The organism is Roseibium denhamense (genome assembly GCF_009711415.1).
Classification (GTDB): Bacteria; Pseudomonadota; Alphaproteobacteria; order Rhizobiales; family Stappiaceae; genus Roseibium; species Roseibium denhamense.
The window spans coordinates 127,543-154,002 of the sequence record NZ_SMLZ01000115.1 but is presented as its reverse complement, the minus strand read 5'-3'; the positions used below and the strand labels follow the sequence as shown (position 1 = coordinate 154,002).

The following is a 26,460-nucleotide window of genomic DNA, read 5'->3' as shown; positions in this document are numbered from 1 at the left end:
GAATTATCGGGTTGACGAATCTTTTGATTTCCGAGTGACCCAGACCGAAACGATGGGAGTTGCCCTGCAATGGGGACGAATGAGGGCCAAGCCTTGCCCGTGATAGTAAGAGTACTTGACGCCTCGGCGTCTGAAGCCGCGCGAACCTCAGCCGTTTGCGCAAAAGTGTCCTCCGCTTGCAGCGATCCAATTCTCTACACCGATCCCGCTTCCTGCCTTCAGGATCTGGCCGACAAATCAACCCATATCCTGATCATCGACCTGGAAACGATTGGCGGCGAAGATGGTCTGGAAGCGTATGCGGTGCGGTGCCCGAAGGCGGTCATCATTGCCGTGTCGGCGATGGGGTCCGTCTCCAGGGCGGTCAATGCGATGCGCGCCGGCGCTCACGATTTCCTGACCAAACCGTTCTCGCTCGATGCCCTTGCCGCCAAGATTTCGTTTCAGCTTGATCAGCGCAAACCGTCCCAGCCGGTTGCGGAACCAGCCCCGGAGCCTGTCCGGCCGCCGGTTCCCCAACCGGTTGTCACGGTGATCGATGCTGCGTCTGAGCCGTCAACAGCGCTTGGCCTTGAGCGGATGATCGGCAGTTCCCGGCAGATGCGGGACATTCACGACCAGATCATGCGCATGGCGCCCAGCCAGGCACCCGTCTTCATTACGGGCGAATCTGGAACGGGCAAGGAACTTTGCGCGAATGCGATCCATGACCTGTCAGCCCGGCAGCCGAACCGGTTCGTGACGCTGAACTGTGCCGCAATACCGCGTGACCTGATCGAAAGCGAGATATTCGGATATGTGCGCGGGGCCTTTACAGGCGCTGCGGACAACCGTGCCGGTGCTGCCGAACAGGCGGATGGCGGAACCTTGTTCTTGGACGAGATCGGCGAAATGGACCTGATGCTCCAGTCCAAATTGCTGAGATTCCTGCAGACGGGCACGTTCCAGCGGCTTGGTGACACCCAGTCGAGGAAAGTGGATGCGCGCATCATCTGCGCGACCAACCGCGACCCGCTGGCAGACATTACCGCCGGCCGGTTCCGGGAAGATCTTTACTACCGGCTTCATGTGCTCCCGATCCATTTGCCGCCATTGCGTGAGCGCCGGGAGGACATTCTTCCGTTGGCACAGAAGTTTCTGACCCGCTTCACCGCCGAAGAACGGCGGAACTTCCATGGATTCGATGCGGACGCGGAAGCTGTCATCATGACCTATGCCTGGCCCGGCAATGTTCGTCAGCTGGAAAACACGATCCGCCAGATTGTCGTCATGAATGACGGCGCGGCGGTGACGTTCGACATGCTGCCGATGATCATCCGCGACCAGTCGGCCCGCTCACCCGCGGTCATCGACCTGTCGCGTGAACGTCTGCGCGCAAATGTTGCCCCCAGCCGGCCTTTCGGGTCCATCGAGCCCCTTTGGGCCCAGGAGCGCCGGATCATCGAGGATGCGCTAGACGCCTTTGACGGCAATATTGCCATGGCAGCGGCCGCGCTTGAGATCAGTCCGTCCACCATCTACCGGAAACGCCAATCCTGGACCGCCCGCAGCCTCTAGAGTATCCGTACCCGACTGACCGCCCAAAGCTGATCGAATATAAAGTTATCGAGGATCTTTGGGCGTCTTGGCAGAAGCGTCCAAGTCTGGGGCCCTTGTTGGAGGCCGTCAGCGCCGGGCGCATTTTGCGGCTCCCGCCCGTTGCATCCGGACGTTATGTTTACTGCATCGCACACATTTTCTTGTGAAATCAAACAAGCCGGTCTATATCGGCGCAAACGCTTAAAAAAGACAAGATGATCGGGCGTGTGGGGATAAATGACCAACCGGACTGGCAAATTTTCTTACGGGCGGATGCTTAATTCCGTCCTGATCTCAACTTTCATCGCGGCCGGTACGGCGGCGGCTCAGGCACAAACAGCTTCAGTTGCCGAGCCCGCAGCAGCTTTTTCGAGCGCACGGTCAGCTTATGTGGAGGCCTGGGAGTCTTCCGGACTTGCTTTTGCCAAGGCCCTTCTGACCGAAACAAAAAGCAATGGTTTTGGTCAGTACTCGCCGCGCGCGGATGCAGACTTTGCCGCCGGTGACCCGCTGTATGTTTATGCTGAGCCAGTGGGCTACGCGTTCGCACAGACCGGAACCGGTCAGTCCTATCAGCTGACGGCCAGCTACAAGCTGTTGAACGGGTCTGGTCAGGTGCTTGCCGAACAACAGAATTTTGCCGAGTTTTCGGGTTCCGGCCGATCTCTCCAGCTTCAGCTCTCTGCCGGCCTCAGCTTCGAGTTCAGCGGCCTTCCCGGCGGGGAATACCAGCTTGAGACCATGTTCACCGACACGGTAGGACAACAATCGGCATCCTTCACCTTGCCGTTCACCGTGACAGGCACCAACTAAGCCTCGACGGCCCGGCCGCGTATCTTGCGAACGCGGCCCTATTCCCGTTGCGGCAGGCTCTCCGGTGCGCAACGCTCAGACAGAGCAATTTTTCGGTGCCGATCCCTCCCCTACACCATTGACAACAAGGGCCATGATACATAAATCGTGGGGCGCTGTTAGCACTCGCCTTTGAGGAGTGCTAACTAGTGGCGGGAGGTGCAATGCCTTCCGTGGAAATCAACCTGAAAATCATGTCTCGCGCGCTGCCTATTGCGTGGGGCGCGCTCATGAGAGGAAACAGTCTTATGGCATTTCGTCCACTTCACGACCGTGTCGTAGTACGCCGCGTCGACTCCGAAGAGAAGACCGCTGGTGGCATCATCATCCCGGACACCGCTAAGGAAAAGCCGCAAGAAGGCGAAATCGTTGCAGTTGGTAACGGCGCACGCGACGACAGCGGTAACGTTGTTGCGCTCGACGTCAAAGCTGGCGATCGCGTTCTGTTCGGCAAGTGGTCCGGCACCGAAGTCAAAATCGACGGTGAAGACCTCCTGATCATGAAGGAATCCGACATCATGGGCGTGATCGCTTAATCCAGCGAACCGCTTTTTGATATCAATCGAAAATTCCAGAATAAGTGAGACGACTACATGTCTGCTAAAGAAGTAAAATTCTCGTCTGACGCACGTGAGAAAATGCTCCGTGGCGTCGACACTCTCGCAAACGCCGTTAAGGTAACCCTCGGCCCGAAAGGCCGTAACGTCGTTCTCGACAAAGCCTTTGGCGCACCGCGCATCACCAAAGACGGTGTTTCCGTTGCCAAGGAAATCGAACTGGAAGACAAGTTCGAAAACATGGGCGCCCAGATGGTGCGCGAAGTGGCTTCCAAAACCAACGATATCGCTGGTGACGGCACGACCACTGCAACCGTTCTGGCCCAGGCCATCGTCAAGGAAGGCGCAAAAGCTGTTGCTGCCGGCATGAACCCGATGGACCTGAAGCGCGGTGTTGATCTTGCTGCTGCGGAAGCTGTCAAAGCTCTGGAAGCTGCTTCCAAGCCGATCACGACGTCTGAAGAAGTTGCTCAGGTCGGCACCATTTCCGCAAACGGTGACGAGCAGGTCGGTAAAGACATTGCCGAAGCCATGCAGAAAGTCGGCAACGAAGGTGTTATCACCGTCGAAGAAGCCAAGTCTCTGGAAACCGAGCTGGAAGTCGTTGAAGGCATGCAGTTCGACCGCGGCTACCTGTCTCCGTACTTCGTCACCAACGCTGACAAGATGCTGGCTGACCTGGAAAAGCCGTACATCCTGCTGCACGAGAAAAAACTCTCCAACCTGCAGGCCATGCTGCCGATCCTAGAAGCTGTTGTTCAGTCTTCCCGTCCGCTGCTCATCATCGCAGAAGACGTTGAAGGCGAAGCGCTTGCAACTCTCGTTGTCAACAAGTTGCGCGGCGGCCTGAAGATTGCAGCCGTCAAGGCACCTGGCTTCGGCGACCGCCGCAAGGCCATGCTGGAAGACATCGCGATCCTGACCGGCGGCACCGTGATCTCCGAAGATCTCGGCATCAAACTGGAAAACGTGACCCTCGACATGCTCGGCACTGCCGACAAAGTGTCGATCACCAAGGAAAACACCACCATCGTCGATGGTGCTGGCTCCACGGAAGACATCCAGGGCCGTGTTTCCCAGATCAAAGCTCAGATCGAAGAAACCACTTCCGACTACGACCGTGAAAAACTGCAAGAGCGTCTGGCGAAACTCGCTGGCGGTGTTGCCGTGATCCGCGTTGGCGGTGCGACCGAAATCGAAGTAAAAGAGAAAAAAGACCGCGTTGATGATGCGCTGAACGCAACCCGCGCTGCGGTTGAAGAAGGCATCGTCGCTGGTGGTGGTACAGCTCTGCTGCGTGCGAAGAAAGCTGTTGAAGCTCTGTCGAACGACAACGCTGACATTGCAGCCGGCATCAAGATTGTTCTGCGCGCTCTGGAAGCTCCGATCCGTCAGATCGCTGAAAACGCTGGTGTCGAAGGCTCCATCGTCGTCGGCAAGATCCAGGAAAACGACGACCAGACCTTCGGCTTCAACGCTCAGACCGAAGAATTCGTCAACATGATCGAAGCTGGTATCATTGACCCGACCAAAGTTGTCCGCACTGCTCTGCAGGACGCAGCTTCTGTTGCCGGTCTCCTGATCACCACCGAAGCCATGGTTGCCGAGCTGCCGAAGAAAGACGCAGCACCTGCAATGCCTGACATGGGCGGCATGGGCGGCATGGGCGGCATGATGTAATCAGCCGCAGCATCCGCTGTGAGAATTTGAAAGGGCGGCTCTCGGGCCGCCCTTTTTGCGTTTGTCGCCGCCCATCATTGTGGATTTGTGCCGCGGCGCGGCAAAGGGGACGTCAGGTACTCTTAAGAAGCCCAAGCTCATGACCTTAATGAAGAGGGCGGTCTGCTGGCCGCCCTCAGACTGCCCACAAACTCTCAATTCGTCATCCCGGACGCAGCATCGCTGCGATCCGGGATCGGTGGACCTCGGAGGATTGGAATAATGCTGACAGCATTCATTGTTTGGTAGCTCTCCGATCCCGGCTCGCGCTGCGCTTGGCCGGGATGACCGTCGTTGTTTGGAGCTTTGTCATCAAGCTCAGGCCGGCTCTCGGGCCGCCCTTTTTGTGTTTGCCGGGAACTTTTTCAGACGGAGGCCGCCAGAGATGCCAAGGGGATTGCAAAAAATCCAATCTTTACCCAAATCATGCTATAGAAACTTTAGACAGCGCGGTCCGCACCGGACCACGCCCACAGGGTGTAAGACTGTTGAAATACACTCGATCATGGATTACCTTGGCGCTTGTGCGAAGGAAGTGACTGGATGATGAAGACGAAATCCTGGACGCCGATTCCTGAGCTGGATGAGAAGACAATCCGCCCGGATCTGGCAAGATCGCTGTTGATCAACACGCTTGTACAGAACAAAGGCAGCCTCCAGCTCAATGGACTGCAAAACAGCATGCCGGGCAAAATTTCATCTAAAGGTCTCGCACAAACGGTTCGCGACGCCGCACTCGACGGGCTTGTGCGTGTCGACAAGACCGGTTTGACGTTGACGTCTTTGGGCCGGAAGGTGGCTGAAAACAGCTAACATCGGGCCCTTCGTTCGCGGGGGCCACGCATGTTCTGGCAGTATCTGATCGTCGCATTACTTGGAATGTTGCTGGGCAGCGCGGAACTCACATCGCGCTACCGGGATGAGCCGCAAGCGCTCCTGAAGATGCCCGCCAGCTACCTCTATATTTTTTTCAATGCCCTTATCGGAGTGGCCGCGCTTTATCTGCTTCAGGTCTTTCCTGTCGTCACGGCCGGCACCAACGGATCCGGGCCGGACGCCGCCCAAATCGCCATCTATAATGTTCTGATTGCCGGCCTGGGCGGCGCGGCATTCTTCAGATCGTCCATCGCGCGCACGAAAGTCTCGGGCACTGAAATCGGGGTGGGTCCGTCCTTCGTGATCGACACCTTCCTGAGCGCGACCGACCGGGCAATCGACCGGCAACGGGCCTTGCACCGGACCAAGAGCATACCGGACCTGATGCGCCCGATCCCGGTCGCCTTTGCAGCAGAATCGCTTGCCGAATATTGCGTTGGCGCCATGCAGAACTTTTCCGCCGATGAAGAAAAGGTTCTCAACGCGCGTATTGCGACGATCCTGAATGCCAAGCTGCCATCGCCAAGCATCAGTTCCATGCTGATCGGCATGACGCTGGCCGAATATGTTGGTGAAGACGTCTTGAACCAGGCGATTGCAAAGCTCGATAAGGAAATCAAGGAAGCGCAGGCTGCCCAGGCGGAACTCGCCTCCATGCTGGATACGGACGCCTTGGAGGCGGCAATTTCGGGTCAAGGCGGACAGGATCTACCGGATCTGGAACAAGAGGAGGCAGATGCGAGCGCGGATGCCGACGCCGATGCGCCCGATCAGGCTCCGGCGGACAATCCGGAGGACAGTGAAGACACCAGCGGGGATAGCGACACGTCCGCATTCCCTGAACAAAGGCCACAGGGCGGGCAGAGCTGACGCCAGATCAGCGTGCGGTCAATCGAACCTGTTTTACACCGCCCAAAGCTGATCGAATGCATAGAGGCCAAGCACCTTTGGGCGTTTCAAAAAACGGCCGATGCTCTCGCCCTCACCGGGCTTAAACGTTCACAAAACCGGACACCATATTGGCGACTGCGGACGTCTGCAGGGCGGTTGCAGCATCGGACGTCAGGCGCTGGCGGTAGGGATAGGAACGTTTGAACATGTCCCGCTCATAATACTCATTTCCGGGAACAATTTCCGTGCGCTGCGCGCTGAGAGCGTTGTTGGACGCCAACGCAATATATTGGCGGTAATTCCCCAGCCGCTGGAAGTTGTTCCAAACCGTCGCCCCGGCAATTGTCGCCCCGCCCCCTGCTCCGTCCGGATAGGCCTGCGCGGCATAGTAAGCGGCAAGGTTTGCAGGGTCGATAATCGAGTGCCCGTGATGCACTTGCCGCCGTGAAGTTGGAATCAGCTGCAAGCTTTCGCCGTAACGGCCGCTCGATAACCTCGCCGTGGCTGCATCACCGGGCGCAATCGGGAAATCCATCAGGGACATCGGTCTGTACAGCTTGTTGACATCGGATGAGAAGATCGAGAACTCCCACCCTGAATTCTTGTGCGCCCAAAAGGTTCCCTGCAGGGCCCCGGCATTGATATAGACGATACCCGTGGGACCGGTGACGTTCTTTCCGGCATTGGCGGCGATCAGCTGCGCCGTGGACATATTGGCTGCCTGGTTGCGCATTGAGGTCAGCGCGGCCTGAAAATCGGTGTAGTTGATGCCGAGCTTCACGAACACATAGTATTTGCTCTTGTAGACATCGCCACCGACCTGTTCGAGATTGGTGGTCAGCGCGTTGCGCGGGTTCTCCATCTGCAATCCGGCAACAGCAAAATACAGCCTGAAATTTCCGATCACAGAGAGGAAGCCATGTTCATGCAGCGGCCTGAACCGGCTCGACATGTCGCTCAGCCCGCTGTTTTCCGCATAGTAAACACTCGGCATCTGCAAGGGTTTGAGACCCAGATTGTATCTGAAATCGCTGGTATAGGCCGCATCCAGCAACCGGACGGTTCCAAAACCGGCATTGTTGGGATTGATCAATTGCAAGGTTGGATCGGTTTGTACAGGCACCGCTTTGCTCCGTGACATTTATCGGCCGTCAAGGAGGGGACGCGCGGCGCCACGAGTATGTGAAGCAAAGGCGGGGGCAAAGGTTTCCCTGCCCAAATGCCGTTCGTGCATCGAGCGTTTTGCCGGTTCCGTCTTTTGCGTCCTGACCTTGAGGATTTCAACGCAAAAGACGAAACACTATGTAATTGGTTAAACGCGGCCCGCTTTAGGACGGATCGGGAATGCTGACCGCTTTCAAGCTGGCCGGTCTGTTCGCGCACACGTCAAGCCACCGCAGCACGTTCTGATAATCATTGACGGCCAGCACGTCCGAGGCGTCGTAGAAGCCGGTCAGGGCCCGTGCCCAAGGCCAGGACGCAATGTCCGCGACCGTGTACGCCTCGCCCATGATGAAGTCACGCCCGTCCAGGCGCTTGTCCAGAACGCCAAGCAAGCGTTTCACCTCATCCCGGTAACGCTCGAAGGGGCGGCGGTCCTCGTATTCCTTACCGGCAAACTTGTGAAAGAAGCCGAGTTGGCCGGACATGGGACCAAACCCGCCCATCTGCCACATCAGCCACTGGATCGTTTCATGCTTTTCGGCCGGATCTGCGCTGAGGAGCTTGCCGGATTTTTCGCCGAGATAAATCAGGATCGCACCCGATTCCCAAAGCGCCAGCGGTGCCCCGCCCGGTCCATCCGGATCAATGATCGCCGGGATCTTATTGTTCGGATTAAGAGACAGGAACTCGGGCGTCATCTGCTCGTTTTCCCGGAATTTTACAAGATGCGGCTCATAGGCCAGCCCCGTCTCCTCAAGCATGGCAGACACCTTGATCCCGTTCGGCGTCGGGAAAGAGTAGAGCTGGATACGGTCCGGATGCTGAGCGGGCCACTTGCGGGTGATTTCGAAATCGGAAAGGGATGGCATGTCAAACTCTCTTTCAAGGAAACTGGATATGGAAGTTCCGAGGGTCCACCATCATATGGAGTGTTGAACCAATCAATTCATCGGCGAATAACGATTAGTTCATTGTGCTCCGGCAACTGGCGGCCTATACCGCTGAAAATTCTAGTGTTTGCGCATGTTTCGCACTCAGTTCAGGACCAGATTGATGCCCAGCAACCTCGACGACCGCCTCGAAAAACTTGAAATCGATCTGTCCCATGCCAATCACACGATTGATGAGCTGAACACCGTGGTGATCGACCAGGGCCGGGAAATCGAACGCTTGAAACGGCTGATTGCCAGCATGACCGATCAGGTGGAAGAGCTAATGGAGAGCCTGCCGGGCCACCAGGTGGACAAACCGCCCCATTATTGAGAAACGGGACGTGACCGGCCAAGGATAATACTGTCTTCAGGCTGTGGCAGGAGTTGCAGGCCGGTCCTGGCTAAGCGCCAGCACGATCAGGACGGTGACCGGCACAATCAGTGACCAAAACCCAATCACGGCCATGAGGAAACTGGCGAGCAATCCGCCGGCCGCGAATGCCGAAATCACCTGTACCTGATGGCTGATCCGGTGCCGGGCTTCCTCGCGGGCCTCCGGATGATCAAAATAGTCTGCAATTCCGATAACCAACCGCAGGGTATTGCCGGTCATGAATGTGGTCGGAACATGCCGCTTCAGCATGGTCAGCATGATCATGTTCTGGACCGCCATGGCTGCTGTGGCGAACCCGATCGCAACAAAAGTCACCGGATGGGACGGGCCAAGCCCCCGCGGGTCCAGCAAGCCTGCAACAACCATGAACACCGCCAGCAGAAAAGACTCCAGCGCAAACAAATATCCAACAGGCATGTGGCCCTTGCGCAAAAGCACCGTCATGACCCGGTACATGCAGAAGGTCGACAGGAAGAAAACACACAGCACGAACACCTTCAGCAAAACGTGTTCGGCCCGGTGAAAAACCTCGACAAACAAAATGACCAGCGTGCCGGTGATGAAAGCGCTAAAGGTCTGGAACAGTCCAATAAGGCATATGACGTCAACAAAACAGGCACAAAAGGCAAGAAAAACCGGGGCATACAGACGTTCATGGTGCAGAAGGGAGCTCAAGCTCCGATGTAGTCCAGCCATTCACCACCTTCGTTTTCACACAGCGCGTTTTATTCGCCGGGCGCAGATCTGACATGCGCGGACGTTCTTGCCAAGGGGCGAAAGTCATGGCATACACCCCTCATCATCAAGAGAAGGGCTGGCGCCCTCGCCAACCTGCCGAACCGGGCAAGGTGGTTTCCGCATCAGGGATGTGGCTGGAGAACCCGAATGGGCGACCGGCAACTAAGCGGTTTCATCCAATGCGCCAGTCCTCCTCGGGAGACCGATGGAGGATTTTTTGTACTGTACAACCCTTGCTGGAGAGGCAGCTAAATTGATCAGTGTGCTTGGGGTATCGCGGCCCGAAATCGCGAATCCGGTTGTTTGGCAACAAGCAGCGGAAGACTGTGTTCTGGCGCGGATGAAATCCCTGCGCTTGATCGGCGGGCTGCCACGGCACAAGGCCCCGCTTTCAAAAGATGAACGGATCGACCGGCTGCATATGTTGCTTCAGCTCTGGTCAGATGGCTGCACGTGCGCCGTCGATGAAGATCTGTTCGCCGATATCTTGAATCGTCGCAAGATGAATTCATCAACGGCCCCTGCCACCTAAAGCTCGTTTAGTATTCCAAAGACTGTTGGCGCCGCTTGAAATCCGGAGTTTCAGCGCGACGGGTGGGCTATTGTGTCTTGACCACGCTGCATCACGCCAGGTTTTCGAGGCATGGCCGGTTCAATCCGGCACCTGTGGGCGTGTTGCATCTAGAGCAAATCGCATTTGTCTTTCGCTGCCTGAAATCAATGATTTCAACGCGAAAGCCAAAGCACTTCGCAACCAGTTTAATGCGACACGCTCTTGGATCGGACCTGATGTCCCACTGTTTAGATCGGTGCGTGCGCGCAATCCTGCGCGCACCGGACGAAGCAGAACCATGACCGGGCGATGACTTCCAAAGTCCCGCCGCGCACAGCTCTGCCAAACCATGTCCTATTTTCAGAAGGTTAGTGCGCCTTTGGCACGGGACGCGGTTTGCCGTTTTCATCGACCGCAACCATCGTGAAGATCGCCTCGGTCACCTTCTCGCGGTGGCCAAACCGGTGCCGGAGGGCCCAGGCCTCCAGTTTGATCTCCATGGACGACGTGCCAATCCGGCCAATTTCTGTGTATATGCAAAGGACGTCCCCGACATGCACCGGCTGGATGAACTTCATCTTGTCGACAGCAATGGTGACGACACGGCCTTCGGCCCGCTGGCCCGCGGAAATTCCGCCCGCCAAATCCATTTGGCTGAGCACCCACCCCCCGAAAATGTCGCCGGACGCATTGGTGTCGGCCGGCATGGCCATAGTCCTGAGTGTCAGGTCGCCTTGAGGCAGCTCGTCGCTCATTAAGATCCTCCCGCTTCAATCGGGCAAGACTATCGGCAGGCGGCGAAATTACAAAGCGGCATCAGCCATAGATCCGGATCAGGCCTCCCATGATCCACAGGGGCATGGGGGCAGCGACCCAGATCAGGAAGATCGGCAGGCCGCGATTGATCAGTGTGTGTTTAGACATCAGCAGCTCCTTAGCCTGCAATACCTGGCAGTTCCAAAAAAGTCAGCACAAAAAGGGCAAGCATCCCCGTCACAAACGCGAGCTTCGCGCTGCCGATCAGGGTGCGGGCGGCGAGATCGAGGCGCGGCACCGGCATGGACCGGGACTCCAGGTACATGGACATGATCATCGTCATGAATCCGGCGAACCAAAGGACAACCAGCCCCTCGGCGATCAAAACGATTGCGGGCAACATGTCTTTTTTCCTCTCAGGATCTGGATGATAGGCTGGCGGGCGCAGCGGCCCCGGCTGTCCCGAAACAGGCGTACCAAAGGCTCTGAGCGATACGTTCCGCCACTGAGATGATTTCTTCGGCTTTCTCCGGAACGAAAAGCGCATTGGCAATAGGGCGGAAAACATCCAGCCATTCGCCGTAGTCTGCGCTGACCAGTTCCTTCTGTTTCAAGTGCACGGGCACAGGCCGGCCTTTATAGGCACCGTTTTTCAAAAGAACCGACTGCCAAAAGCTTTCCATTTTCGCCAGGTGCGCGGGCCATTGCCCCTCAAGACGCCGTTCAAAAATCTCGCCGAGTCGCGGATGCTGCCGGACACAGCCGTAAAATGTATGCACCAGAACATGGACCGCTTCCGGTGTGATCTCTTCGAACCGGGTCAGCCTGTCTGAGTAAGCTGAAAGCTGCTCCTGCAGTCCAGTGCGCGCTTCCTGTCTTGATTGCCGGGCGTCCATGAGCCCCTCCATAACATTCATTTCATATGCATCTTTTAATTCGCACAAAGCTCCTCTAAAATCAACATCTGAGATGAATGTTTTTTGAGGCCCTGCCATGCGCATCAGTCAGGCCAGCGATTTTGCCTTGAGAATCTTGATGGCCACAGGCCAGGCACGCGCTCCGCAAACCGTCGACAAGTTGACGAAGCAGCTCGGTCTGGCCAAATCACATGTTATGAAAATCGTGGCGGAGCTCGCCAAGGGCGGCTACCTGGAAACAACCCGGGGCCGCGGCGGCGGTATCAGGCTTGCAACCGCACCTGACAAGATTGCGCTTGGCGAGGTTGTCCGGCTGATCGAGCCGGACCTTGGGGTCGTGGCCTGCCTGAAGGCAGAACCGGCGGGTTGCGCGTTTCTGCCCCGATGCGCCCTCAAGGGCGCCATGGCGAGAGCGGCCGAAAGCTTCCTAGAAAGCCTGAACAGCCAAACCCTTGAAGACATCCTGGCGGAAACACAGGTGCTTCCGCCATTGCCGGAACCGGGAGCTGATTAAAGCGTTGAGGCTTGCTCCAGAAACTCGATCTGCTCCAGGCAATAATAGCCTGAAATACGGCTGATCGTGCCGGAGCGTTTCCAGTCATTCAAAACCCGGCTGACATTCTCGCGGGCAGCCCCCGCCATGTTTGCAATGTCGGCCTGGCTGAGCTTGTAGTGGATGAGCATCCGCCCATCATCCAGCTGTTTGCCGAAGGTTTCCGACAGCTGCAGCAGGGTTTGTGCGACCCGGCCGGGAAGCGGAAGAAACGAGCGGGCCGCCAGAACATCATTGGCGTGACGCAGCCGCTTTCCGACGATGCAAAGCATGTGACGGTAGACCGCCGGGTTTTCATCGGCATAGCGCTGGAAGGCCGCCTTGTCGATAAAGGCCAGCTGCGCCTCTTTCAAAGCACTGACGGTCGCCGACCGCGGACGGCCATCCAGAAGCGCCAGTTCGCCCACCAGATCCCCCGGCCCCAAAACGGCCAGCAACTGCTCATCTCCCTCCACTGACAGGAGGGAGACCTTCAGCGAGCCCTCAAGGACAGCGTAACATCCGTTTCCCGGATCTCCGTTCTCGAACAGGATACTGCCGGCATTGATCTTCATGGGGCGCGCCAGTCTGGACAGCCCGACGGCCAGATCCGGGTCCAGCCCTTCCAGAGAAAAGCTGTTCTTCAAAAAATCCTTGATTTCCGCCACTGGTTCCCCCTGCCGCCACCGGATCAGACATTAATCAACCCGAGAGGGTCGAGAGGCCCGTTCTGACCGGTTCCACGATACTTGCTGGTGCACATTCAACGTTTTCCCATGAAGAGAAAACTTGTGATGCCCATCACGTGCACTTTGTCAAACTAACCCTATATCTAAAAACATGGAAGCGGGGCCGCCCCTCCCCCTCTTCCGTGACCTCCACGAAAAACGGCTCTGTTCCCCGCAGGGCCGTTTTTTCGTTCATCCATCAATTCAGGAAAACGTACTTCTTATCAAGAGTATGAAAGAAGCGATCACTGGACAGCACTTCATACTGACACTCCCTGACGGCGATCTTCGCACGGCTTTCATCCCGCCGGAGCCGGTCATCCGCGCGGCCGGGGATCGCGGCAACGAATGCCATGTCGCTCATGCCGTCGAAATGGTTGTGCAAGAGCCGGTGCAGCTCCTCGGGCTTGTCGGTCTCCGGCAACGGGTCCGCCTTTGGGAGCATCTTGAGACCGTGCGCTGCCGCCATGCGGGACAAGCGCAGTGTCTTCAGGCCAGAGCGCACCGGTGAAATGATCAGCGGCGGGCGTTCGAAATCCGCCTGTTCGATGGCTTGAAACACGATTTTCGCCAGCGCGGTGCGGGCCAGAATTCCTTCCCGCACGGCCACGAAATCCGGCTGCCGCTTCATGAGTACCGCATAGCGGGCCATTTGGGCACCGGCCTCTTCCAGCAGCAGATCCTTCGGCAGCATCCTCATGAAGGCCCGCCTTTGAAGCTCCTCGCGGGTAAACAACCGGTCGCCCCGAACATCTTGCAAGCGCGCACTGACCGGAGACACCCGGTCTCCGCTAAAGGCAAGGGTAAGGCCGAACATTGCCCGGCTGCCAACGCGTTCAACGGTTTCCTGAAGCGGGCGGAATTCGCGCGGCCAAAGATCGGTCGCAACAATGGCCCCGACAGCGCTCAACCGGCCGTTTTCGACAAGTTCCCGAAGCGCGCGGTCTACGCCAAAGGCGACACCATAATCCAGTGCTCCCAGAGTAATACGCTTCATTCCGGTCCAATAAAAAGGTCAAGAGATAAAGAATGCCCTATCCCTGCGGCATTTAACCCGTCTTTGCAAGCAGCTTGGCCTTGCAACTGACCTATCCGGACACGCTTACCGGAAGCTGATGTCTTCCAGGACGGCGCGTTTCTTTCCGCTGATCCTGTAAACCCGCATTTCCTCAAGGGGAACACCCTTGACGGACCGGGTGAGCGTCGCGACCGGTGTGACCGTTTCAAATGTCTGCGCCAAACGGTCCGAACGGTCCCGGCGCTTGATCGCGACATAAAGGCCGGTCTCGTCAAATAGCGCTACATCCGGATCAGGCACCATCAGATAGCGGATCCGCTCATTGAGCTGCACGACCGGCAGCCTGTCCTTCATCAGATAATCGATCTGACCGTTCAGGCCGTAGCTGGTGGTTGCGATGAACCCGGCGCCTTCTTCTTCGGCAAGAGCAGAGAGAGCGCCGCCGATTTCCGGCCAGCCACGCAGCTGGAACGTCGGATCCTTGCGCGCAAAAGCCCCGGTGATTGGAGACACGGCGTGGACCTGCACAAGGATGGACACCCCAACCCCAAGCACAACCGCAGCAACCGCAAAACGCTTCCAGAGTTTTGTCCGGAGGGCGGCGTCAGCGGCAAAGACAGCTGCCATGATGGCAAAGGCCGGAAAGAGCGGCGCCGGCCAGTTGCCCTGAACGCGCGAATGAAGCGAGTGATAAAGCAGATAGGCCAGAAACGGCACGCAGGTGAGGATCAAAAGGCTCGCAGCGCTGTTGCCTTGCCGCAGACCCTTGAAGAGCACGGCAGCTCCCAAAGCCGCCAAGACAGCAGTGATCGGATTGAGAAGGCCCAGCAGGGCGCCGATAAACTCGAAGATATACTTGGCTGTGTAGTCTGTTGCCCCGGCGCGGCCGAACTGTTTGTAAAAGCTCGCCCATTCGTGAAGGTGGTTCCAGTAGAGCACCGGCGAAAACAGCGCGATTGCAAGGAACCCGCCTGCCCAAAGCTGCCAGGCGCTTAACCAGCGGCGTGCCTCGGGCACCCATAACAGCCAGAGAACTATCCCCGCGCCAAGGAACAGGACGGAGTATTTTGACAAGAGGCCGCAGCCTGCAAACACACCGACCGCCAGCCACCAGTTTGCGTTTTTGGAAACCGACACTTCCGCAAGCGCCCACAAGCTGAGCCCCCAGAACAGAACCGATGGCGCGTCAGGTGTCGCCAGAATGCCGCCGATGCCGACAAGCAGGCTGGTGTTCATAAACAACACCGCCCAACCGGCAACGCGCTTGTCGAACAAAATTGCCGCCGTGCGCCAGAGCGCCAGCGATCCGATCACCCCGGATGCGATCACCATTGCTCTTGCCGCGAAGATCGTATCGCCGAAAAGCGCCTGGCCCGCAGCGATCCACCAGCCGACCATGGGCGGATGATCATAATAGCTGAGTGCCGGATAAAGGCCCCAGATCCGGTAATAGGCCTCGTCCTCGACAAAATGCGCATTCAGCGCGGCAAAGACCTTGAGGGCCGTCAGTGCGCCCACCAGCAGCACCAAGCCGGCAGGGCGCAAGAAAAACGGCAGTTCGTCCGCAATTGGCCTTTGAGATGTAGGTTCGTGTGCCACTGACTAGATATCCCGTTAGGATTTGCGCCAGGTCAGAGCGGAACTTGCGGCATAGTTCCAGACCGCGCCCATCACGGCACCGGCGGTCCCGGCCACCCACCAGTAGGCAGGATCGGCATAGATCAGATTGGCAACACCCACATTGGCCAGAACGCCCACCGAACAGACCGCATAGAATGTGAGCAGACCAACAAGCGCACCCAAGCCCGTCAGCCGCCGGTCGCGATAGGTCAGCTGGTTGTTCAGGAAGAAGTTGGAGGTCATCGCGACAAAGGATGCGGCTGTTTGAGCTCCATTGAAGGAAACATCGCTTAGCAAAAATGCCCGAAGCGCCACCAGATGCACCAACAAACCGCTCGCGCCCACAAGACCGAACATGAGGAAGCGGACGGAGACCACATCGCCGAAATATTTCGCCAGCAGCAACCCGAAATAGTCGAGAGTGACGAGCGTATCGAGTTTGCTTTCCCCGTGCTGGCGTTTGCGGAAGGTAAAGGGCAGTTCCTTGATGCGGAGACTTCCGGCAGCACTCGACACCAGATCCAGAAGGATCTTGAACCCTTGCGGCGACAGCTTCGGCGCAAGTTCTTCAGCCCGGTCCCGGCGTACCATGAAGAACCCGCTCATGGGGTCCTGAAGGGTCACATTAAGCAGGCGCTGCGCCAGCCCGTTGGCAATGTTTGACCCAAAGGTGCGGATGGAGGACAGGCCGGAGCCCATGTCACCGCCCTCGACCTTGCGGCTTGCGACAACCAGATCGAATGCCCCCGATTTCAGCTCGGCAAGCATTTTCGGCAGCATGGTTTCATCATGCTGCAGATCGGCATCCATGACAGCCACAAAAGGTGCGGAAGACGACAAAACCCCCTCGGTGCAAGCCCCCGACAGGCCCCGGCGGCCAATACGGCGAATGACGCGGACACGGGCATCCTTCAGCGCGATGTCACGCGCCACACCTGCCGTGCCGTCCGGCGAATTGTCATCCACCACGATCGCTTCCCAGGCAATGCCGGTCAACGTCTTGTCGAGCAGGCCGATCAGGATCGGGATGTTCTCGGCTTCATTGAAGCTGGGCAGGACAATGCTGAGCTCGGCGCTGTGGCGGTGCAGCCCGGCACCCGGCGCCGTTGTCGCAGCGTCTTCGTCTGCCATGTTCACCGCACTGTCCATTTTCTACCCTGCACTGGCACCCTGCCCTAGCCGGTCCGCCCTAGCCGGTTTACCTAGGCCGCCCGGTTGCGCCGAGCGTTGTGTGCCGTTTCCGGGGCGGACAATAGCCTGCTAGCGATTTATTACAAGAAACATGAGCCTCTTCATGGCTATCCGCGTTCCGGCCCGCCATGGGTTCGCCCGTTGCCGCCCTTTTAGCCGGAACTGTGATCCAAACAAGGCATTTGGCGCAAAAAGCGGAATTGCGGCCCGCTTCCCGCAGCGGACGTCCCGGTTCGGCCCGCACTCCCTTGCCCTGAAAGGCGGTTTCGTCTAGGACAACCGGCAATATCACCCGCGCCGGATCAAGGGTTCCGATACCCGCTCCCGGCCAGGACCCTCGCCAGGATTTAAACGACTTCATGGCCAAAAAACCAAACAAACTGAAGGCCCGCCTGCCGCGTGGCTTTGCGGACCGCTCGGCTGACGATATCCGCGCCACCGACGAGATGGTCTCCAAGATCCGTCAGGTGTATGAGCGCTACGGCTTCGATCCCGTCGAAACGCCCGCCTTCGAATACACCGACTGCCTGGGCAAGTTCCTGCCCGACACGGACCGGCCAAATGCAGGTGTCTTTTCCGTTCAGGACGATGACGAACAGTGGATGAGCTTGCGGTATGACCTAACCGCGCCCCTTGCCCGTCATGTGTCTGAAAACATCAACGAGATCCAGCTGCCCTATCGGACCTACCGCAATGGCTGGGTGTTCCGGAACGAAAAGCCCGGGCCGGGCCGGTTCCGCCAGTTCATGCAGTTCGATGCCGACACCGTTGGCGCGCCGGGCGTTCAGGCGGACGCTGAAATGTGCATGATGATGGCCGACACGATGGAGGCCCTCGGCATTCCGCGCGGCCAATACGTCATCCGCGTCAACAACCGCAAGGTTCTTGACGGGGTTCTTGAAGCCATTGGCCTTAGCGGCGACGAAAATGCAGACCGCCGCCTCACGGTTCTCAGGGCCATCGACAAGCTGGACAAGTTCGGCATTGAGGGCGTGCGTCTTCTTCTCGGCGAGGGCCGGAAAGACGAGAGCGGCGACTTCACGAAGGGCGCTGAACTGGCTTCAGATGCAATCGACACAATCATTGCCTTTGTAAGCGGCTCTGGGCAGCTGGAGAATGCAGGCATTGATGAACTCAAAACCATGGCGGAGATTTTCGCGGCCTGCGGTTATGGGTCTGACCAGATAAAGGTCGATACTTCCGTTGTACGCGGCCTCGAATATTACACCGGTATGGTCTACGAGGCTGAGCTGCTCTTCGACGTCACCAATGAAAAAGGCGAGGTCGTGCAATTCGGCTCCGTTGGCGGTGGTGGCCGTTATGACGGGCTGGTGAAGCGCTTCACCGGCCGCGATGTGCCGGCGACCGGCTTCTCCATCGGCGTTTCCCGCCTGATGACCGCGCTTAAAAACCTTGGCAAGCTGTCGGCCTCAGATGTTGTTGCCCCTGTTCTTGTGACTGTCATGGATGGCGACACCGAAGCCCTTGGCCGCTACCAGAAGATGGTTCAGGACCTGCGCACTGCCGGGATCCGGGCCGAGATGTATCAGGGCAACTGGAAGAAATTCGGCAACCAGCTGAAATATGCTGACCGGCGCGGTTGCCCTATCGCCATTATCCAGGGTTCGGATGAGCGCGAAGCGGGCGAACTGCAAATCAAGGACCTGATCGAAGGCACCTGGCTGGCCTCTGAATCAACAGATGTCGACAACGTCACCTGGCGGGAGAGCCGTCCGGCCCAAATCACGATCAAGGAAGCGGATCTGGTTGACACCGTGCGCGGCATTCTGGACGCGCAAGCCGAAGACCGGCAACGGGCGCAAGAGGGCCAATGACAATGACCGGCGCACAGCAAGGCGGACTTGATCCTGCAAAAATCGATGCGGTTCTGGCCCTGTTTCAGGCCGCCGGGCACCATCCGGTCACGCCTGCGATCCTGCAGCCGGCCGACGTATTCCTGGATCTGACCGGCGAGGATATCCGCCGCCGTTTGTTCCTGACAAACGGAACGGATGGTATCGATTTGTGCCTGCGCCCAGATTTCACCATTCCGGTGTGCCGCCACCATTTGGCCGACCCGGCAGCAAGCCTGCCCGCCGCCTACAGCTACCATGGCCCGGTGTTCCGCCAGCGGGCGGACGGGCTTGGCGAGATCCCGCAAATCGGCGCGGAAAGCCTTGGCCGGACCGATATTCCCGAAGCGGACGCCGATCTGCTTGCCCTGTCTGTCAACGCTCTGGACGCGTTTGGCTTGAGCGATATCTCGATCCGGATCGGTGATGAGACGCTGTTTGCCGCCGTTCTGGCGGGGCTCGACCTGCCCAATGTCTGGCGGCGGCGGCTGCGGGATCTTTTTGGCGAAACCGACAAGCTGACCAAGGCGCTGGAGCGCATGTCCGGCGGCAATGGCTCGGAAGATGACAACCGCGATGTCCGCCTGGGGTTCCTGTCTGCCCTGGAAGGTGCCGACCCGGAAGCCGCTCACGCGGTGGTGGAAGATCTTTTGTCCATTGCAGGCATTTCAGCTGTCGGCGGCCGCACCCCCAGCGAGATTGCCGAACGCTTCCTGGAACAGGCTGCCCTTGCAAACGGCGCCTCGGGGCACACACGGGCGGCGGAAACCTTGAGCACCTATCTGGCGCTCAGCGCCGACGGCAGCGGTGCCGCGGCGGCCCTGAAGACATTCGCCAAGGATTACGGTCTTGGGCTGGACGCGCCCTTGAGCGCGTTTGAACGGCGGCTCGAGGCACTGACCCAAAAAGGGATCGACCCGTCCAAGATCCGGTTCTCCGCCGATTTCGGGCGCCGCCTCGACTATTACTCCGGCTTTGTCTTTGAGATCCACAGCAAGGCCGCAGATGCTGCAGGGCCGCTGGTGGGCGGCGGGCGCTACGACAAGCTCGTCACCTTGCTGGGCTCGAGCGAGGACGTTCCGGCCATTGGCTTTTCCATGTGGCTCGACCGCATTGCCGGCGCGCAAAAGGACTGATCCATGAGCAAACTGATCATTGCCATTCCGTCCAAGGGCCGTTTGCAGGACAACACGCACGAGTTTTTCGGCCAGGCCGGGCTGAAAGTTCTGCAACCCGGTGGTGCGCGCAACTACCGGGGCGCGATCAAGGGGCTGGAGACGGTGGAAATCGCCTTCCTGTCGGCCTCCGAAATTGCCCGGGCACTGTCAAACGGAGAAGTGCATTTCGGCATTACCGGTCTCGATCTGGTCCATGAAAACATCACCGACCCGGAGAACACGGTCCATATCGTGACCCCGCTCGGCTTTGGCCCCGCCGATGTTGTGGTGGCTGTTCCGAAAGCCTGGATCGACGTGGAGACCATGGCGGACCTGTCGGATGTCGCCTCCGATTTCCGGGGGCGTCACGGCCGCCGCCTGCGGGTTGCCACCAAATATGTCAACCTGACCCGCGCCTTCTTCGCCCGTTACGGGATCGCGGACTACCGCATTGTCGAAAGCGCCGGGGCAACGGAAGGGGCCCCTGCCGCCGGGTCCGCCGAACTGATCGTCGATATCACCACCACCGGCTCCACCCTTCAGGCCAACAACCTGAAAATCTTGAGCGACGGCGTGATGCTGAAAAGCCAGGCCCATCTGGTTGCCTCGCTGAATGCCGACTGGTCGGAAACGGCGCTTTCAGGGGCCCGCTCTATCCTCGACCGGGTGGCTGCCGAGGAAACGGCTAGAGACGTCAAGCTGGTCAAGGCCATCGTGGACGACCGGACACAGGCCTTGCGGGCCGTCAGCCGTCTCGGTGCGGTCCAACGGTTTTCGGAAAGCGACGACAAGCGGCGGGTGAATGTCCTGTGCCCGAAGGATGCGATCGCCGATTGCGCGCAAATCCTGATTTCGGAAGGCGCTGATACCGTAACGGTCGAAGCCCTGGACTATGTCTTTTCAAAAGAAAACCGCCTGTTTGCGCCGCTGAAGGCCAAGGTTGCCGGATAACGGATACGGCGCTCAAAGCGCAGCAGGACCTTCACATTCCAAAAAAAGTCGGGCCGCAAGCGGCCCGTTGAGAGAAAGCGGATCATGCATTCTGGAGCCGAATACCGGGTGATTACGCCGGTGTGCTGATCCTGGATTAGCAGGGCCTGTAAAATTTTTGGCGCGCCTCCTCCACCGGCTCCCGGCAGCAGCAGCCTTCCAGATGATCGTTGACCATGCCCATGGATTGCATGAAGGCATAAACGGTGGTCGGACCCACAAAACTCCAGCCGCGTTTTTTCAGATCCTTCGACAGCGCTGTGCTTTCCGCCGTCTTTCCGAGCGTCTTGGCCGTTTCGAAATCGATTGTCTTGGGACGGTTTTCAGGCTTTGGCTCGTGAGACCAGAAATAGGCCGCCAATGAGCCAAACTCGGCCTTCAGCTCCAAGGCGCGCCGTGCATTGTTGATGGTCGATTCGATCTTCTTGCGGTGGCGCACGATCCCGGCGTCCTGCAGACACCGTTCCACGTCCGCGTCCGTGAACTCTGCCACTTTTTCACATTCGAAATTGGCAAAGGCTGCCCGGAAGGCATCGCGCTTGCGCAGGATCGTCAGCCAGGACAATCCGGACTGGAACCCTTCGAGGCAGATCTTTTCAAAAAGGCGCCGGTCATCATCCACCGGCCAGCCCCATTCGGTATCATGATAGCGTTCATAATCGGCAAGACCGCCCGGCCACCAGCAGCGGAGTTTGCCGTCCGCTCCCGCCAGCAGCCCCGTTACCGGATCACGGACAGGCTTTTCAGCCGTCTGGTTGGTCTTGGCGGTCATGGCACCCTCAAATGTTCCTGTTTTGTACCTCTATGTACAAAAGGCAACCGGTCCAGGCAAGCCCTCAGAACCGATTGCTGTCGAGGTTTGCGGCGATCAGGCCCGCTGGACGATTAAATATCAGCCCAATAGCGCGGCCCATACCGGGGATGATGGATCTGAAACAAAAACAAGCTCAATGACAAAGCTCCAAACAACCACGGTCATCCCGGTCAAGCGCAGCGCGAACCGGGATCGGAGAGCCATAAAACTCTAAATTCTGTGAGCTTATTCTGATCCTCAGGGGCCCGCCGATCCCGGATCGCAGCGATGCCGCGTCCGGGATGACGAAACGAGAGTTTGTCAGCAGTCTGCAACCTGGCCGGTGCCGGGTTCTTCGAAAGATGATTTAACGCAATTAAGCAAACAGGGCGTCGATATCGTCCTGGGAAGCCACATCGACATCGCTTTCCAAAGATGGACCGTTGAGAAGCGCAGCATCGCCTTCCTTGACTTCCGGCGCATCGACTTCGATGTCCTTGAAGCTCTCGATCCCGCCCCAGATATCCATCATCTGCATGATACGGTCTTCCACAAACCGAAGGGTGCCGACCACCTTGGTGATCCGCTGGCCGGTCAAATCCTGGAAGTTACAGGCCTCGAATATCTCGACCACTTTTTCCTGAATGTCCCCGGCCAGATCGGCATCCTGACCGTTCAAGCGCGCAGACAAGGTGTTGGCGGTCTCGTCAATGAACTCGGCCGCGCTCAGGATAGACTCTGTTGCCCCTTCCGTGCCGCTGACGACCGCATCAAGCTCGTTGGTCACGCGATGCATGTCCTCGCTTTCAGAGCCCGTTTTCTGGTGCAGCGTGGCGATCTCTTTCTTTGTCTGGGCAATCGCCTCGTAGATCGCGTCCAGCTCGACTTTAAGCTTGGCGGCCTCAGACATCTCCTTCCGGAATTCTGCCAGGAACTTCTGGCTCATCTCATCCGGATCCAGCGCAGTCTGCTGCACCGCTGCTCCACTTTGGATCAGGCTCTTCAAACTGGAAATTTCGGCCATGACTTCCTGGTGGCGGCGCATTTCGGCAAATGCCGGGTCTTCATTGACCCCAGAATTCATGCGTATCAAGCTTTCCGCTCGAAAGGATCTTTTTACGGCGGCCATGCCTACTCCCGTCCCTTGCCCCTGCAGGCGTCATTCGAACCTGTTGGCGGGGGTTATAACAAGCGAAGTTTAAGGAATTGTTTTTTCAAGACTTGAAGGGCTGCAGCAACCCGTTCGGTCTTTGGTAACGGTTTCGCATCTTTCGGCCAGCCTGTCCCTTGGTTCTTGTGCGATTGGTAAAAACATGCCTACTTCAATAGGCAAGTTGGAAACCTTGGCCCAAGTCGCGACGGTCACGCCTACCGTGCGGTTGGATTAGATCTGGGCGCCTATTAAAAATCGGCCTATATGCAGTCCATGCGCTTCGTTTGTTACACGCTTTTCCTCGCCAGCATTCTCATGGCCGCCCCGGCGAAAGGGGCAAGCAATACGTTCTCGACCGAAGAGCTGCTGGACGGGTTTGAAAAGACGGTGTTCGGCCTGGAATACCGCAGCTGGAGCTGGCGGCCCTATCTGGTGAAAAAATTTACCAAGCCCGTGCGGTTCTACGTCTACAACATGTCCCGCCGCGACCGCAGCAAGGTCGTCCGGTCTTTCATCCGGGACATCGGACGGCGCGTGTCCGGCCTTCAAACCGAAATTGTGTCCTTACCTGCTGCGGCAAATTTCGATGTCTACGTCGTGGACCGGGGCCAATATGAAACAGTCGTGCGCCGGGACATCTACAAGAACCCCCGCGCCAAGGTCCCGGGGCGCTGCCTTGTTCGCGTTGTCTCCGGCCGGAACGGGATTAAACGATCATCGGCCGTGATTGTTTCAGATGAAGGAGAATTTCTGTTCCAGCGCTGCCTGGTGGAAGAAATCCTGCAAGGGCTCGGCCCCATGAACGACAATGAGAAACTGACCCATTCGGTGTTTAACGATTCCTCCCGGCACAGCCGCTTTACCGTCTTCGATCAGATCCTTTTGAACATGCTTTACGACCCGCGCATCAAACCGGGCATGTCCAGAAAGCAGACGGAGAGCATCTTGCCGCTGGTGGTGCGCGATGCCCGGCACCGGGTGCGTTAACCAAGCTTTTTCGAAAACCGCTTTCTTTACAACAGTGATTTCCGGTGGTCTGCCGCAGCGGAAGACGGCTTAACGGTTGATTCAGGCTCTTTTTCAACCAAGCGCTAACCATATGGAAAATTTGATCTATTTCCGCGCTGCCGATTCATCTTTGGCACAGCCCCGCCTCCTATCATGATTGCCAATCGGTTAACCGGGTTTCAGAAACTTCCCCTGAACGCGGTCGACACTGACGTCTGATATCGTGCCTGAGAGGACCACCATGTTCCCCATGCCCAAAATGGCTTTGACCGCCCTGATGGTCGCCGCCACCGCCGCTGTTCCCATGATGGTCCAGCCGGCAACCGCCGGCCAGGTTGCTCCGCCGCCACTGGTCTTGAGCCCCAATCTGACAGAGCCGTGGGTTCTGCAGCTTCAACCCCGTGCGGCAACGCGCAACACACAGCGTGTCCAGCGCCAGCGGGTACAGCCTCAGCGGGCTCAACCGGTCAATTGGTGGTCGCGCCAGCGCCAGCCCGTCCAGCAGCGGCCGGCACCGCAAACACGCACACGCCAGGTCGCGCCGCAGTTCCTGCCAACGATCGTCACCTATGACGGCAAACACAAGCCGGGCACCATCGTGATCGACACGAACGCGCGGTATCTCTACCTCGTGCAGAGTGACGGCACCGCGCGGCGCTATGGCGTTGGTGTCGGCAAACCGGGTTTTGAATGGGCCGGGAGCCATAAAGTCACCCGCAAGGCCGAATGGCCGGACTGGCGCCCGCCGGCTGCCATGCGCAAGCGCCGCCCTGACCTGCCGGTATTCATGGCGGGCGGTCCCGACAATCCACTCGGGGCACGTGCCCTTTACCTCGGGTCCACCTTGTACCGGATCCATGGGTCCAACCAGCCCTGGACCATTGGCCATGCCGTGTCGTCCGGCTGTATCCGGATGCGCAATGAAGATGTCATTGATCTTTACGAGCGCGTGGGCGTCGGCACCACGGTTCATGTGATCTGATTTGCGATTGGCCATAACGGCCATTGCTCGTGATCGCTCGACAGATGCGCGGAGTCTTCCGCGCATTTTGTTTTAAGACGAGTTTCCTTGCGTTCCCGGCCCGTCTCTGCACGGTATAAATGAGCGGGTTCGAATCTCCGGCCATTTCATCACAGACTGAGGTCTGAATGTCTTTACGTGAAGCCACCTTCTCCGGCTCAGATGCGGCCTATTTCCTCAAGGCTGCAGTTGTCGGCATTCTGGTTGGCGGCCTGGCAACCGGTTTTCACTCCGGGCTGGAATTTCTGTTCTCGTCTTATGCCTCCCTCAGATCTTCGCTGGATGGCGGGCTTGCAATTGCGGTTTCAGCCTGCCTGTCCGCTGCCGCTGTGACAGCCGCATTTCTTCTTGTTCAACGGGTAGCCCCGGAAGCTGCCGGCAGTGGCATTCAGGAAATCGAAGGCGCCATGGAAGACAAGCGCCCGCTCAATTGGGCGCGTGTGCTTGTGGCCAAGTTTTTCGGCGGATTGCTTGCGCTCGGCTCCGGCCTTGTCCTTGGGCGGGAGGGCCCGACCATTCACATGGGGGCGATGGCGGCAGAGGCCATTTCACGCTCCAGCGCCGTTCAGGGTGCTGATCACAAAGGCCTGCTTGCAGCCGGTGCGGCCGCCGGATTGGCGGCGGCCTTCAACGCACCCTTGGCCGCGATCTTGTTCATCGTGGAGGAAACGCGGCGCCAGTTCCCGTTCAGTTACCGGACTTACATGGCCGTCATTGTTGCCTCGATCCTGAGCGCAGCCGTCACGGAACAACTGACCCATATCGGGCCGGTCCTGCTGATCGACGTGAAATATATTCCAGTCTGGAGCTTTTTGCTCCTGGCACTCATGGGCGTTGGGCTGGGGGCGCTCGGGGTGTTCTTTAACTGGGCCCTGATCAGTGTGATGGACCTGTTTGCCCGGATCCCGAAAGGACTGCGCTGGATACCTGCGCTTGTGATCGGCGGCGTCACCGGTGTTCTCCTGAATGTGTTTCCAGCAGCAACGGGCGGCGGTGAGGATCTAGTGCAGGGCCTTGTGACCGATAGTTACGGTATCTGGGCGCTGATCCTGTTGACTGTCCTGCGATTTGGCGGAGTTTTGTTTTCCTATGCCTCCGGCGTTCCCGGCGGGATCTTTGCGCCGATGCTGTCCATCGCAACCTGTGCCGGACTTGCCTTTGGCGTTGCATCGGTGAGCATGCTGCCTCTGGAAGATGAATTCCGCGCGGCCTGTGCAGTAGCTGCCATGGGCGGTTTTTTTGCGGCCTCCGTCCGGGCCCCGCTCGTTGGCGTGGTTTTGGTGATGGAACTGACGGGCGCCTACGCCCTGATCATGCCGGTTCTGGTGACCTGTTCAACGGCCTCCCTCACGGCTCATCATCTGGGCGGGCGCCCCATCTACGAACAACTTCTGGAAAGGACCCTGCGCTTATCCGGTCAGGCTCCAGACAGTGAGCCGGACAAGACTCCTGTGCAACTTGGAACCCGG

At 58.2% G+C, this 26,460-nt stretch carries 27 protein-coding genes and 1 riboswitch; of the genes, 15 read left to right on the top strand and 12 right to left on the bottom strand.

Annotated features, from left to right (window positions below; genetic code table 11):
- Window positions 1-69 precede the first annotated feature (69 nt).
- From E1180_RS19410 to E1180_RS19385, 6 genes are all read left to right on the top strand, one after another.
- Window positions 70-1,557, top strand: coding sequence for a sigma-54 dependent transcriptional regulator (locus E1180_RS19410; protein ID WP_155193867.1), 1,488 nt, complete (start codon window positions 70-72; stop codon window positions 1,555-1,557).
- Window positions 1,558-1,815: 258 nt separating this feature from the next.
- Window positions 1,816-2,391, top strand: a complete 576-nt coding sequence (locus E1180_RS19405; protein ID WP_155193865.1) for a hypothetical protein — start codon at window positions 1,816-1,818, stop codon at window positions 2,389-2,391.
- Window positions 2,392-2,678: 287 nt separating this feature from the next.
- A complete protein-coding gene (gene groES, locus E1180_RS19400; RefSeq protein ID WP_008195263.1) occupies window positions 2,679-2,966 on the top strand; it encodes a co-chaperone GroES in 288 nt (95 codons plus the stop codon).
- A gap of 57 nt (window positions 2,967-3,023) precedes the next feature.
- Window positions 3,024-4,667 carry a chaperonin GroEL gene (gene groL, locus E1180_RS19395; protein WP_155193863.1) on the top strand — a complete coding sequence of 548 codons (1,644 nt, stop codon included), beginning with the start codon at window positions 3,024-3,026 and terminating at the stop codon, window positions 4,665-4,667.
- A 582-nt stretch (window positions 4,668-5,249) separates the two neighbouring features.
- Entirely contained in the window at window positions 5,250-5,519 is a 270-nt protein-coding gene (locus tag E1180_RS19390) for a hypothetical protein (RefSeq protein WP_155193861.1), read from the top strand.
- Between the two features lie 30 nt (window positions 5,520-5,549).
- Complete coding sequence (locus E1180_RS19385; RefSeq protein WP_155193859.1) at window positions 5,550-6,452, top strand: zinc-binding metallopeptidase family protein; 903 nt, start codon at window positions 5,550-5,552, stop codon at window positions 6,450-6,452.
- Window positions 6,453-6,573: 121 nt separating this feature from the next.
- Here E1180_RS19385 and E1180_RS19380 read toward each other — a convergent pair whose 3' ends face one another.
- On the bottom strand, window positions 6,574-7,596 hold the full coding sequence (locus E1180_RS19380) for a hypothetical protein (RefSeq protein WP_155193858.1): 1,023 nt from the start codon (window positions 7,594-7,596) through the stop codon (window positions 6,574-6,576).
- A gap of 205 nt (window positions 7,597-7,801) precedes the next feature.
- Window positions 7,802-8,506: a glutathione S-transferase N-terminal domain-containing protein gene (locus E1180_RS19375; protein ID WP_155193856.1), complete on the bottom strand. Its 705-nt coding sequence runs from the start codon at window positions 8,504-8,506 to the stop codon at window positions 7,802-7,804.
- A 184-nt stretch (window positions 8,507-8,690) separates the two neighbouring features.
- Between E1180_RS19375 and E1180_RS19370 the strand changes: the two genes are divergently transcribed.
- The gene (locus tag E1180_RS19370) at window positions 8,691-8,900 is read left to right on the top strand and encodes a SlyX family protein (protein WP_155193854.1); all 210 of its coding nucleotides are present in this window, start codon (window positions 8,691-8,693) and stop codon (window positions 8,898-8,900) included.
- Between the two features lie 36 nt (window positions 8,901-8,936).
- Here E1180_RS19370 and E1180_RS19365 read toward each other — a convergent pair whose 3' ends face one another.
- Window positions 8,937-9,659 (bottom strand): YoaK family protein, encoded by a 723-nt coding sequence (locus E1180_RS19365; RefSeq protein ID WP_155193852.1) that lies wholly within the window; start codon window positions 9,657-9,659, stop codon window positions 8,937-8,939.
- A 98-nt stretch (window positions 9,660-9,757) separates the two neighbouring features.
- Window positions 9,758-9,877: riboswitch (SAM-I-IV-variant riboswitch) on the top strand.
- Between the two features lie 29 nt (window positions 9,878-9,906).
- Between E1180_RS19365 and E1180_RS19360 the strand changes: the two genes are divergently transcribed.
- Window positions 9,907-10,233 (top strand): hypothetical protein, encoded by a 327-nt coding sequence (locus E1180_RS19360; protein WP_155193850.1) that lies wholly within the window; start codon window positions 9,907-9,909, stop codon window positions 10,231-10,233.
- A 389-nt stretch (window positions 10,234-10,622) separates the two neighbouring features.
- On the opposite strand, the gene E1180_RS19355 is transcribed toward E1180_RS19360, so the two are convergent.
- The 3 genes from E1180_RS19355 to E1180_RS19345 all read right to left on the bottom strand — a co-directional run bounded on the left by E1180_RS19355 (window position 10,623) and on the right by E1180_RS19345 (window position 11,906).
- Window positions 10,623-11,009 (bottom strand): acyl-CoA thioesterase, encoded by a 387-nt coding sequence (locus E1180_RS19355; RefSeq protein WP_155193848.1) that lies wholly within the window; start codon window positions 11,007-11,009, stop codon window positions 10,623-10,625.
- 179 nt (window positions 11,010-11,188) lie between these two features.
- A complete protein-coding gene (locus tag E1180_RS19350; RefSeq protein WP_155193847.1) occupies window positions 11,189-11,413 on the bottom strand; it encodes a hypothetical protein in 225 nt (74 codons plus the stop codon).
- A 13-nt stretch (window positions 11,414-11,426) separates the two neighbouring features.
- Window positions 11,427-11,906, bottom strand: a complete 480-nt coding sequence (locus E1180_RS19345; RefSeq protein WP_208997256.1) for a group III truncated hemoglobin — start codon at window positions 11,904-11,906, stop codon at window positions 11,427-11,429.
- 97 nt (window positions 11,907-12,003) lie between these two features.
- On the opposite strand from E1180_RS19345, the gene E1180_RS19340 reads away from it, so the two are divergent.
- Window positions 12,004-12,441: an RrF2 family transcriptional regulator gene (locus E1180_RS19340; protein WP_155193845.1), complete on the top strand. Its 438-nt coding sequence runs from the start codon at window positions 12,004-12,006 to the stop codon at window positions 12,439-12,441.
- On the opposite strand, the gene E1180_RS19335 is transcribed toward E1180_RS19340, so the two are convergent.
- The 4 genes from E1180_RS19335 to E1180_RS19320 all read right to left on the bottom strand — a co-directional run bounded on the left by E1180_RS19335 (window position 12,438) and on the right by E1180_RS19320 (window position 16,956).
- Window positions 12,438-13,127, bottom strand: a complete 690-nt coding sequence (locus E1180_RS19335; protein ID WP_283404512.1) for a Crp/Fnr family transcriptional regulator — start codon at window positions 13,125-13,127, stop codon at window positions 12,438-12,440. The two genes, E1180_RS19340 and E1180_RS19335, sit on opposite strands and share 4 nt — an antisense overlap.
- Window positions 13,128-13,386: 259 nt before the next feature.
- Window positions 13,387-14,184 (bottom strand): ChbG/HpnK family deacetylase, encoded by a 798-nt coding sequence (locus E1180_RS19330; protein ID WP_155193841.1) that lies wholly within the window; start codon window positions 14,182-14,184, stop codon window positions 13,387-13,389.
- A gap of 105 nt (window positions 14,185-14,289) precedes the next feature.
- On the bottom strand, window positions 14,290-15,804 hold the full coding sequence (locus tag E1180_RS19325; RefSeq protein ID WP_208997255.1) for a glycosyltransferase family 39 protein: 1,515 nt from the start codon (window positions 15,802-15,804) through the stop codon (window positions 14,290-14,292).
- A 15-nt stretch (window positions 15,805-15,819) separates the two neighbouring features.
- Window positions 15,820-16,956 (bottom strand): glycosyltransferase, encoded by a 1,137-nt coding sequence (locus E1180_RS19320; RefSeq protein ID WP_155193838.1) that lies wholly within the window; start codon window positions 16,954-16,956, stop codon window positions 15,820-15,822.
- Window positions 16,957-17,375: 419 nt separating this feature from the next.
- Between E1180_RS19320 and hisS the strand changes: the two genes are divergently transcribed.
- Genes hisS through hisG form a run of 3 tightly spaced genes read left to right on the top strand, consistent with a single transcriptional unit; the run spans window position 17,376 to window position 20,977 of the window.
- Window positions 17,376-18,851, top strand: a complete 1,476-nt coding sequence (gene hisS / locus E1180_RS19315) for a histidine--tRNA ligase (RefSeq protein WP_155193836.1) — start codon at window positions 17,376-17,378, stop codon at window positions 18,849-18,851.
- Complete coding sequence (locus E1180_RS19310) at window positions 18,848-20,005, top strand: ATP phosphoribosyltransferase regulatory subunit (protein WP_341873565.1); 1,158 nt, start codon at window positions 18,848-18,850, stop codon at window positions 20,003-20,005. The genes hisS and E1180_RS19310 overlap by 4 nt, the downstream gene beginning before the upstream one ends.
- 3 nt (window positions 20,006-20,008) lie before the next feature.
- Complete coding sequence (gene hisG / locus E1180_RS19305; protein ID WP_155193834.1) at window positions 20,009-20,977, top strand: ATP phosphoribosyltransferase; 969 nt, start codon at window positions 20,009-20,011, stop codon at window positions 20,975-20,977.
- A 136-nt stretch (window positions 20,978-21,113) separates the two neighbouring features.
- Here hisG and E1180_RS19300 read toward each other — a convergent pair whose 3' ends face one another.
- A complete protein-coding gene (locus E1180_RS19300) occupies window positions 21,114-21,788 on the bottom strand; it encodes a DNA-3-methyladenine glycosylase I (protein WP_155193832.1) in 675 nt (224 codons plus the stop codon).
- A gap of 397 nt (window positions 21,789-22,185) precedes the next feature.
- Window positions 22,186-22,938 carry a protein phosphatase CheZ gene (locus E1180_RS19295; protein ID WP_155193831.1) on the bottom strand — a complete coding sequence of 251 codons (753 nt, stop codon included), beginning with the start codon at window positions 22,936-22,938 and terminating at the stop codon, window positions 22,186-22,188.
- A 297-nt stretch (window positions 22,939-23,235) separates the two neighbouring features.
- Here E1180_RS19295 and E1180_RS19290 point away from each other — a divergent pair, with 297 nt between their 5' ends.
- The 3 genes from E1180_RS19290 to clcA form a co-directional block, all read left to right on the top strand.
- On the top strand, window positions 23,236-23,949 hold the full coding sequence (locus E1180_RS19290; protein WP_155193828.1) for a DUF2927 domain-containing protein: 714 nt from the start codon (window positions 23,236-23,238) through the stop codon (window positions 23,947-23,949).
- A gap of 280 nt (window positions 23,950-24,229) precedes the next feature.
- On the top strand, window positions 24,230-24,952 hold the full coding sequence (locus tag E1180_RS19285) for a L,D-transpeptidase (protein WP_196220653.1): 723 nt from the start codon (window positions 24,230-24,232) through the stop codon (window positions 24,950-24,952).
- Between the two features lie 167 nt (window positions 24,953-25,119).
- Window positions 25,120-26,460 (top strand): H(+)/Cl(-) exchange transporter ClcA (gene clcA / locus E1180_RS19280; RefSeq protein ID WP_155194088.1); only part of this gene is annotated, 1,341 nt, incomplete at its 3' end.

What these genes read in the sequence shown, in the direction of transcription:
- E1180_RS19365 (WP_155193852.1), bottom strand. Translation starts at nt 9,659, where the DNA reads ATGGCTGGACTACATCGGAGCTTGAGCTCCCTTCTGCACCATGAACGT.
- E1180_RS19285 (WP_196220653.1), top strand. Translation starts at nt 24,230, where the DNA reads ATGGCTTTGACCGCCCTGATGGTCGCCGCCACCGCCGCTGTTCCCATG.
- hisG (WP_155193834.1), top strand. Translation starts at nt 20,009, where the DNA reads ATGAGCAAACTGATCATTGCCATTCCGTCCAAGGGCCGTTTGCAGGAC.
- hisS (WP_155193836.1), top strand. Translation starts at nt 17,376, where the DNA reads ATGGCCAAAAAACCAAACAAACTGAAGGCCCGCCTGCCGCGTGGCTTT.
- E1180_RS19340 (WP_155193845.1), top strand. Translation starts at nt 12,004, where the DNA reads ATGCGCATCAGTCAGGCCAGCGATTTTGCCTTGAGAATCTTGATGGCC.
- E1180_RS19410 (WP_155193867.1), top strand. Translation starts at nt 70, where the DNA reads ATGGGGACGAATGAGGGCCAAGCCTTGCCCGTGATAGTAAGAGTACTT.
- E1180_RS19295 (WP_155193831.1), bottom strand. Translation starts at nt 22,938, where the DNA reads ATGGCCGCCGTAAAAAGATCCTTTCGAGCGGAAAGCTTGATACGCATG.
- E1180_RS19390 (WP_155193861.1), top strand. Translation starts at nt 5,250, where the DNA reads ATGATGAAGACGAAATCCTGGACGCCGATTCCTGAGCTGGATGAGAAG.
- groES (WP_008195263.1), top strand. Translation starts at nt 2,679, where the DNA reads ATGGCATTTCGTCCACTTCACGACCGTGTCGTAGTACGCCGCGTCGAC.
- E1180_RS19320 (WP_155193838.1), bottom strand. Translation starts at nt 16,956, where the DNA reads ATGGCAGACGAAGACGCTGCGACAACGGCGCCGGGTGCCGGGCTGCAC.
- E1180_RS19370 (WP_155193854.1), top strand. Translation starts at nt 8,691, where the DNA reads ATGCCCAGCAACCTCGACGACCGCCTCGAAAAACTTGAAATCGATCTG.
- E1180_RS19355 (WP_155193848.1), bottom strand. Translation starts at nt 11,009, where the DNA reads ATGAGCGACGAGCTGCCTCAAGGCGACCTGACACTCAGGACTATGGCC.
- E1180_RS19350 (WP_155193847.1), bottom strand. Translation starts at nt 11,413, where the DNA reads ATGTTGCCCGCAATCGTTTTGATCGCCGAGGGGCTGGTTGTCCTTTGG.
- E1180_RS19360 (WP_155193850.1), top strand. Translation starts at nt 9,907, where the DNA reads ATGGAGGATTTTTTGTACTGTACAACCCTTGCTGGAGAGGCAGCTAAA.
- E1180_RS19375 (WP_155193856.1), bottom strand. Translation starts at nt 8,506, where the DNA reads ATGCCATCCCTTTCCGATTTCGAAATCACCCGCAAGTGGCCCGCTCAG.
- E1180_RS19405 (WP_155193865.1), top strand. Translation starts at nt 1,816, where the DNA reads ATGACCAACCGGACTGGCAAATTTTCTTACGGGCGGATGCTTAATTCC.
- E1180_RS19300 (WP_155193832.1), bottom strand. Translation starts at nt 21,788, where the DNA reads ATGACCGCCAAGACCAACCAGACGGCTGAAAAGCCTGTCCGTGATCCG.
- E1180_RS19290 (WP_155193828.1), top strand. Translation starts at nt 23,236, where the DNA reads ATGCGCTTCGTTTGTTACACGCTTTTCCTCGCCAGCATTCTCATGGCC.
- groL (WP_155193863.1), top strand. Translation starts at nt 3,024, where the DNA reads ATGTCTGCTAAAGAAGTAAAATTCTCGTCTGACGCACGTGAGAAAATG.
- E1180_RS19345 (WP_208997256.1), bottom strand. Translation starts at nt 11,906, where the DNA reads ATGGACGCCCGGCAATCAAGACAGGAAGCGCGCACTGGACTGCAGGAG.
- E1180_RS19330 (WP_155193841.1), bottom strand. Translation starts at nt 14,184, where the DNA reads ATGAAGCGTATTACTCTGGGAGCACTGGATTATGGTGTCGCCTTTGGC.
- E1180_RS19385 (WP_155193859.1), top strand. Translation starts at nt 5,550, where the DNA reads ATGTTCTGGCAGTATCTGATCGTCGCATTACTTGGAATGTTGCTGGGC.
- E1180_RS19310 (WP_341873565.1), top strand. Translation starts at nt 18,848, where the DNA reads ATGACAATGACCGGCGCACAGCAAGGCGGACTTGATCCTGCAAAAATC.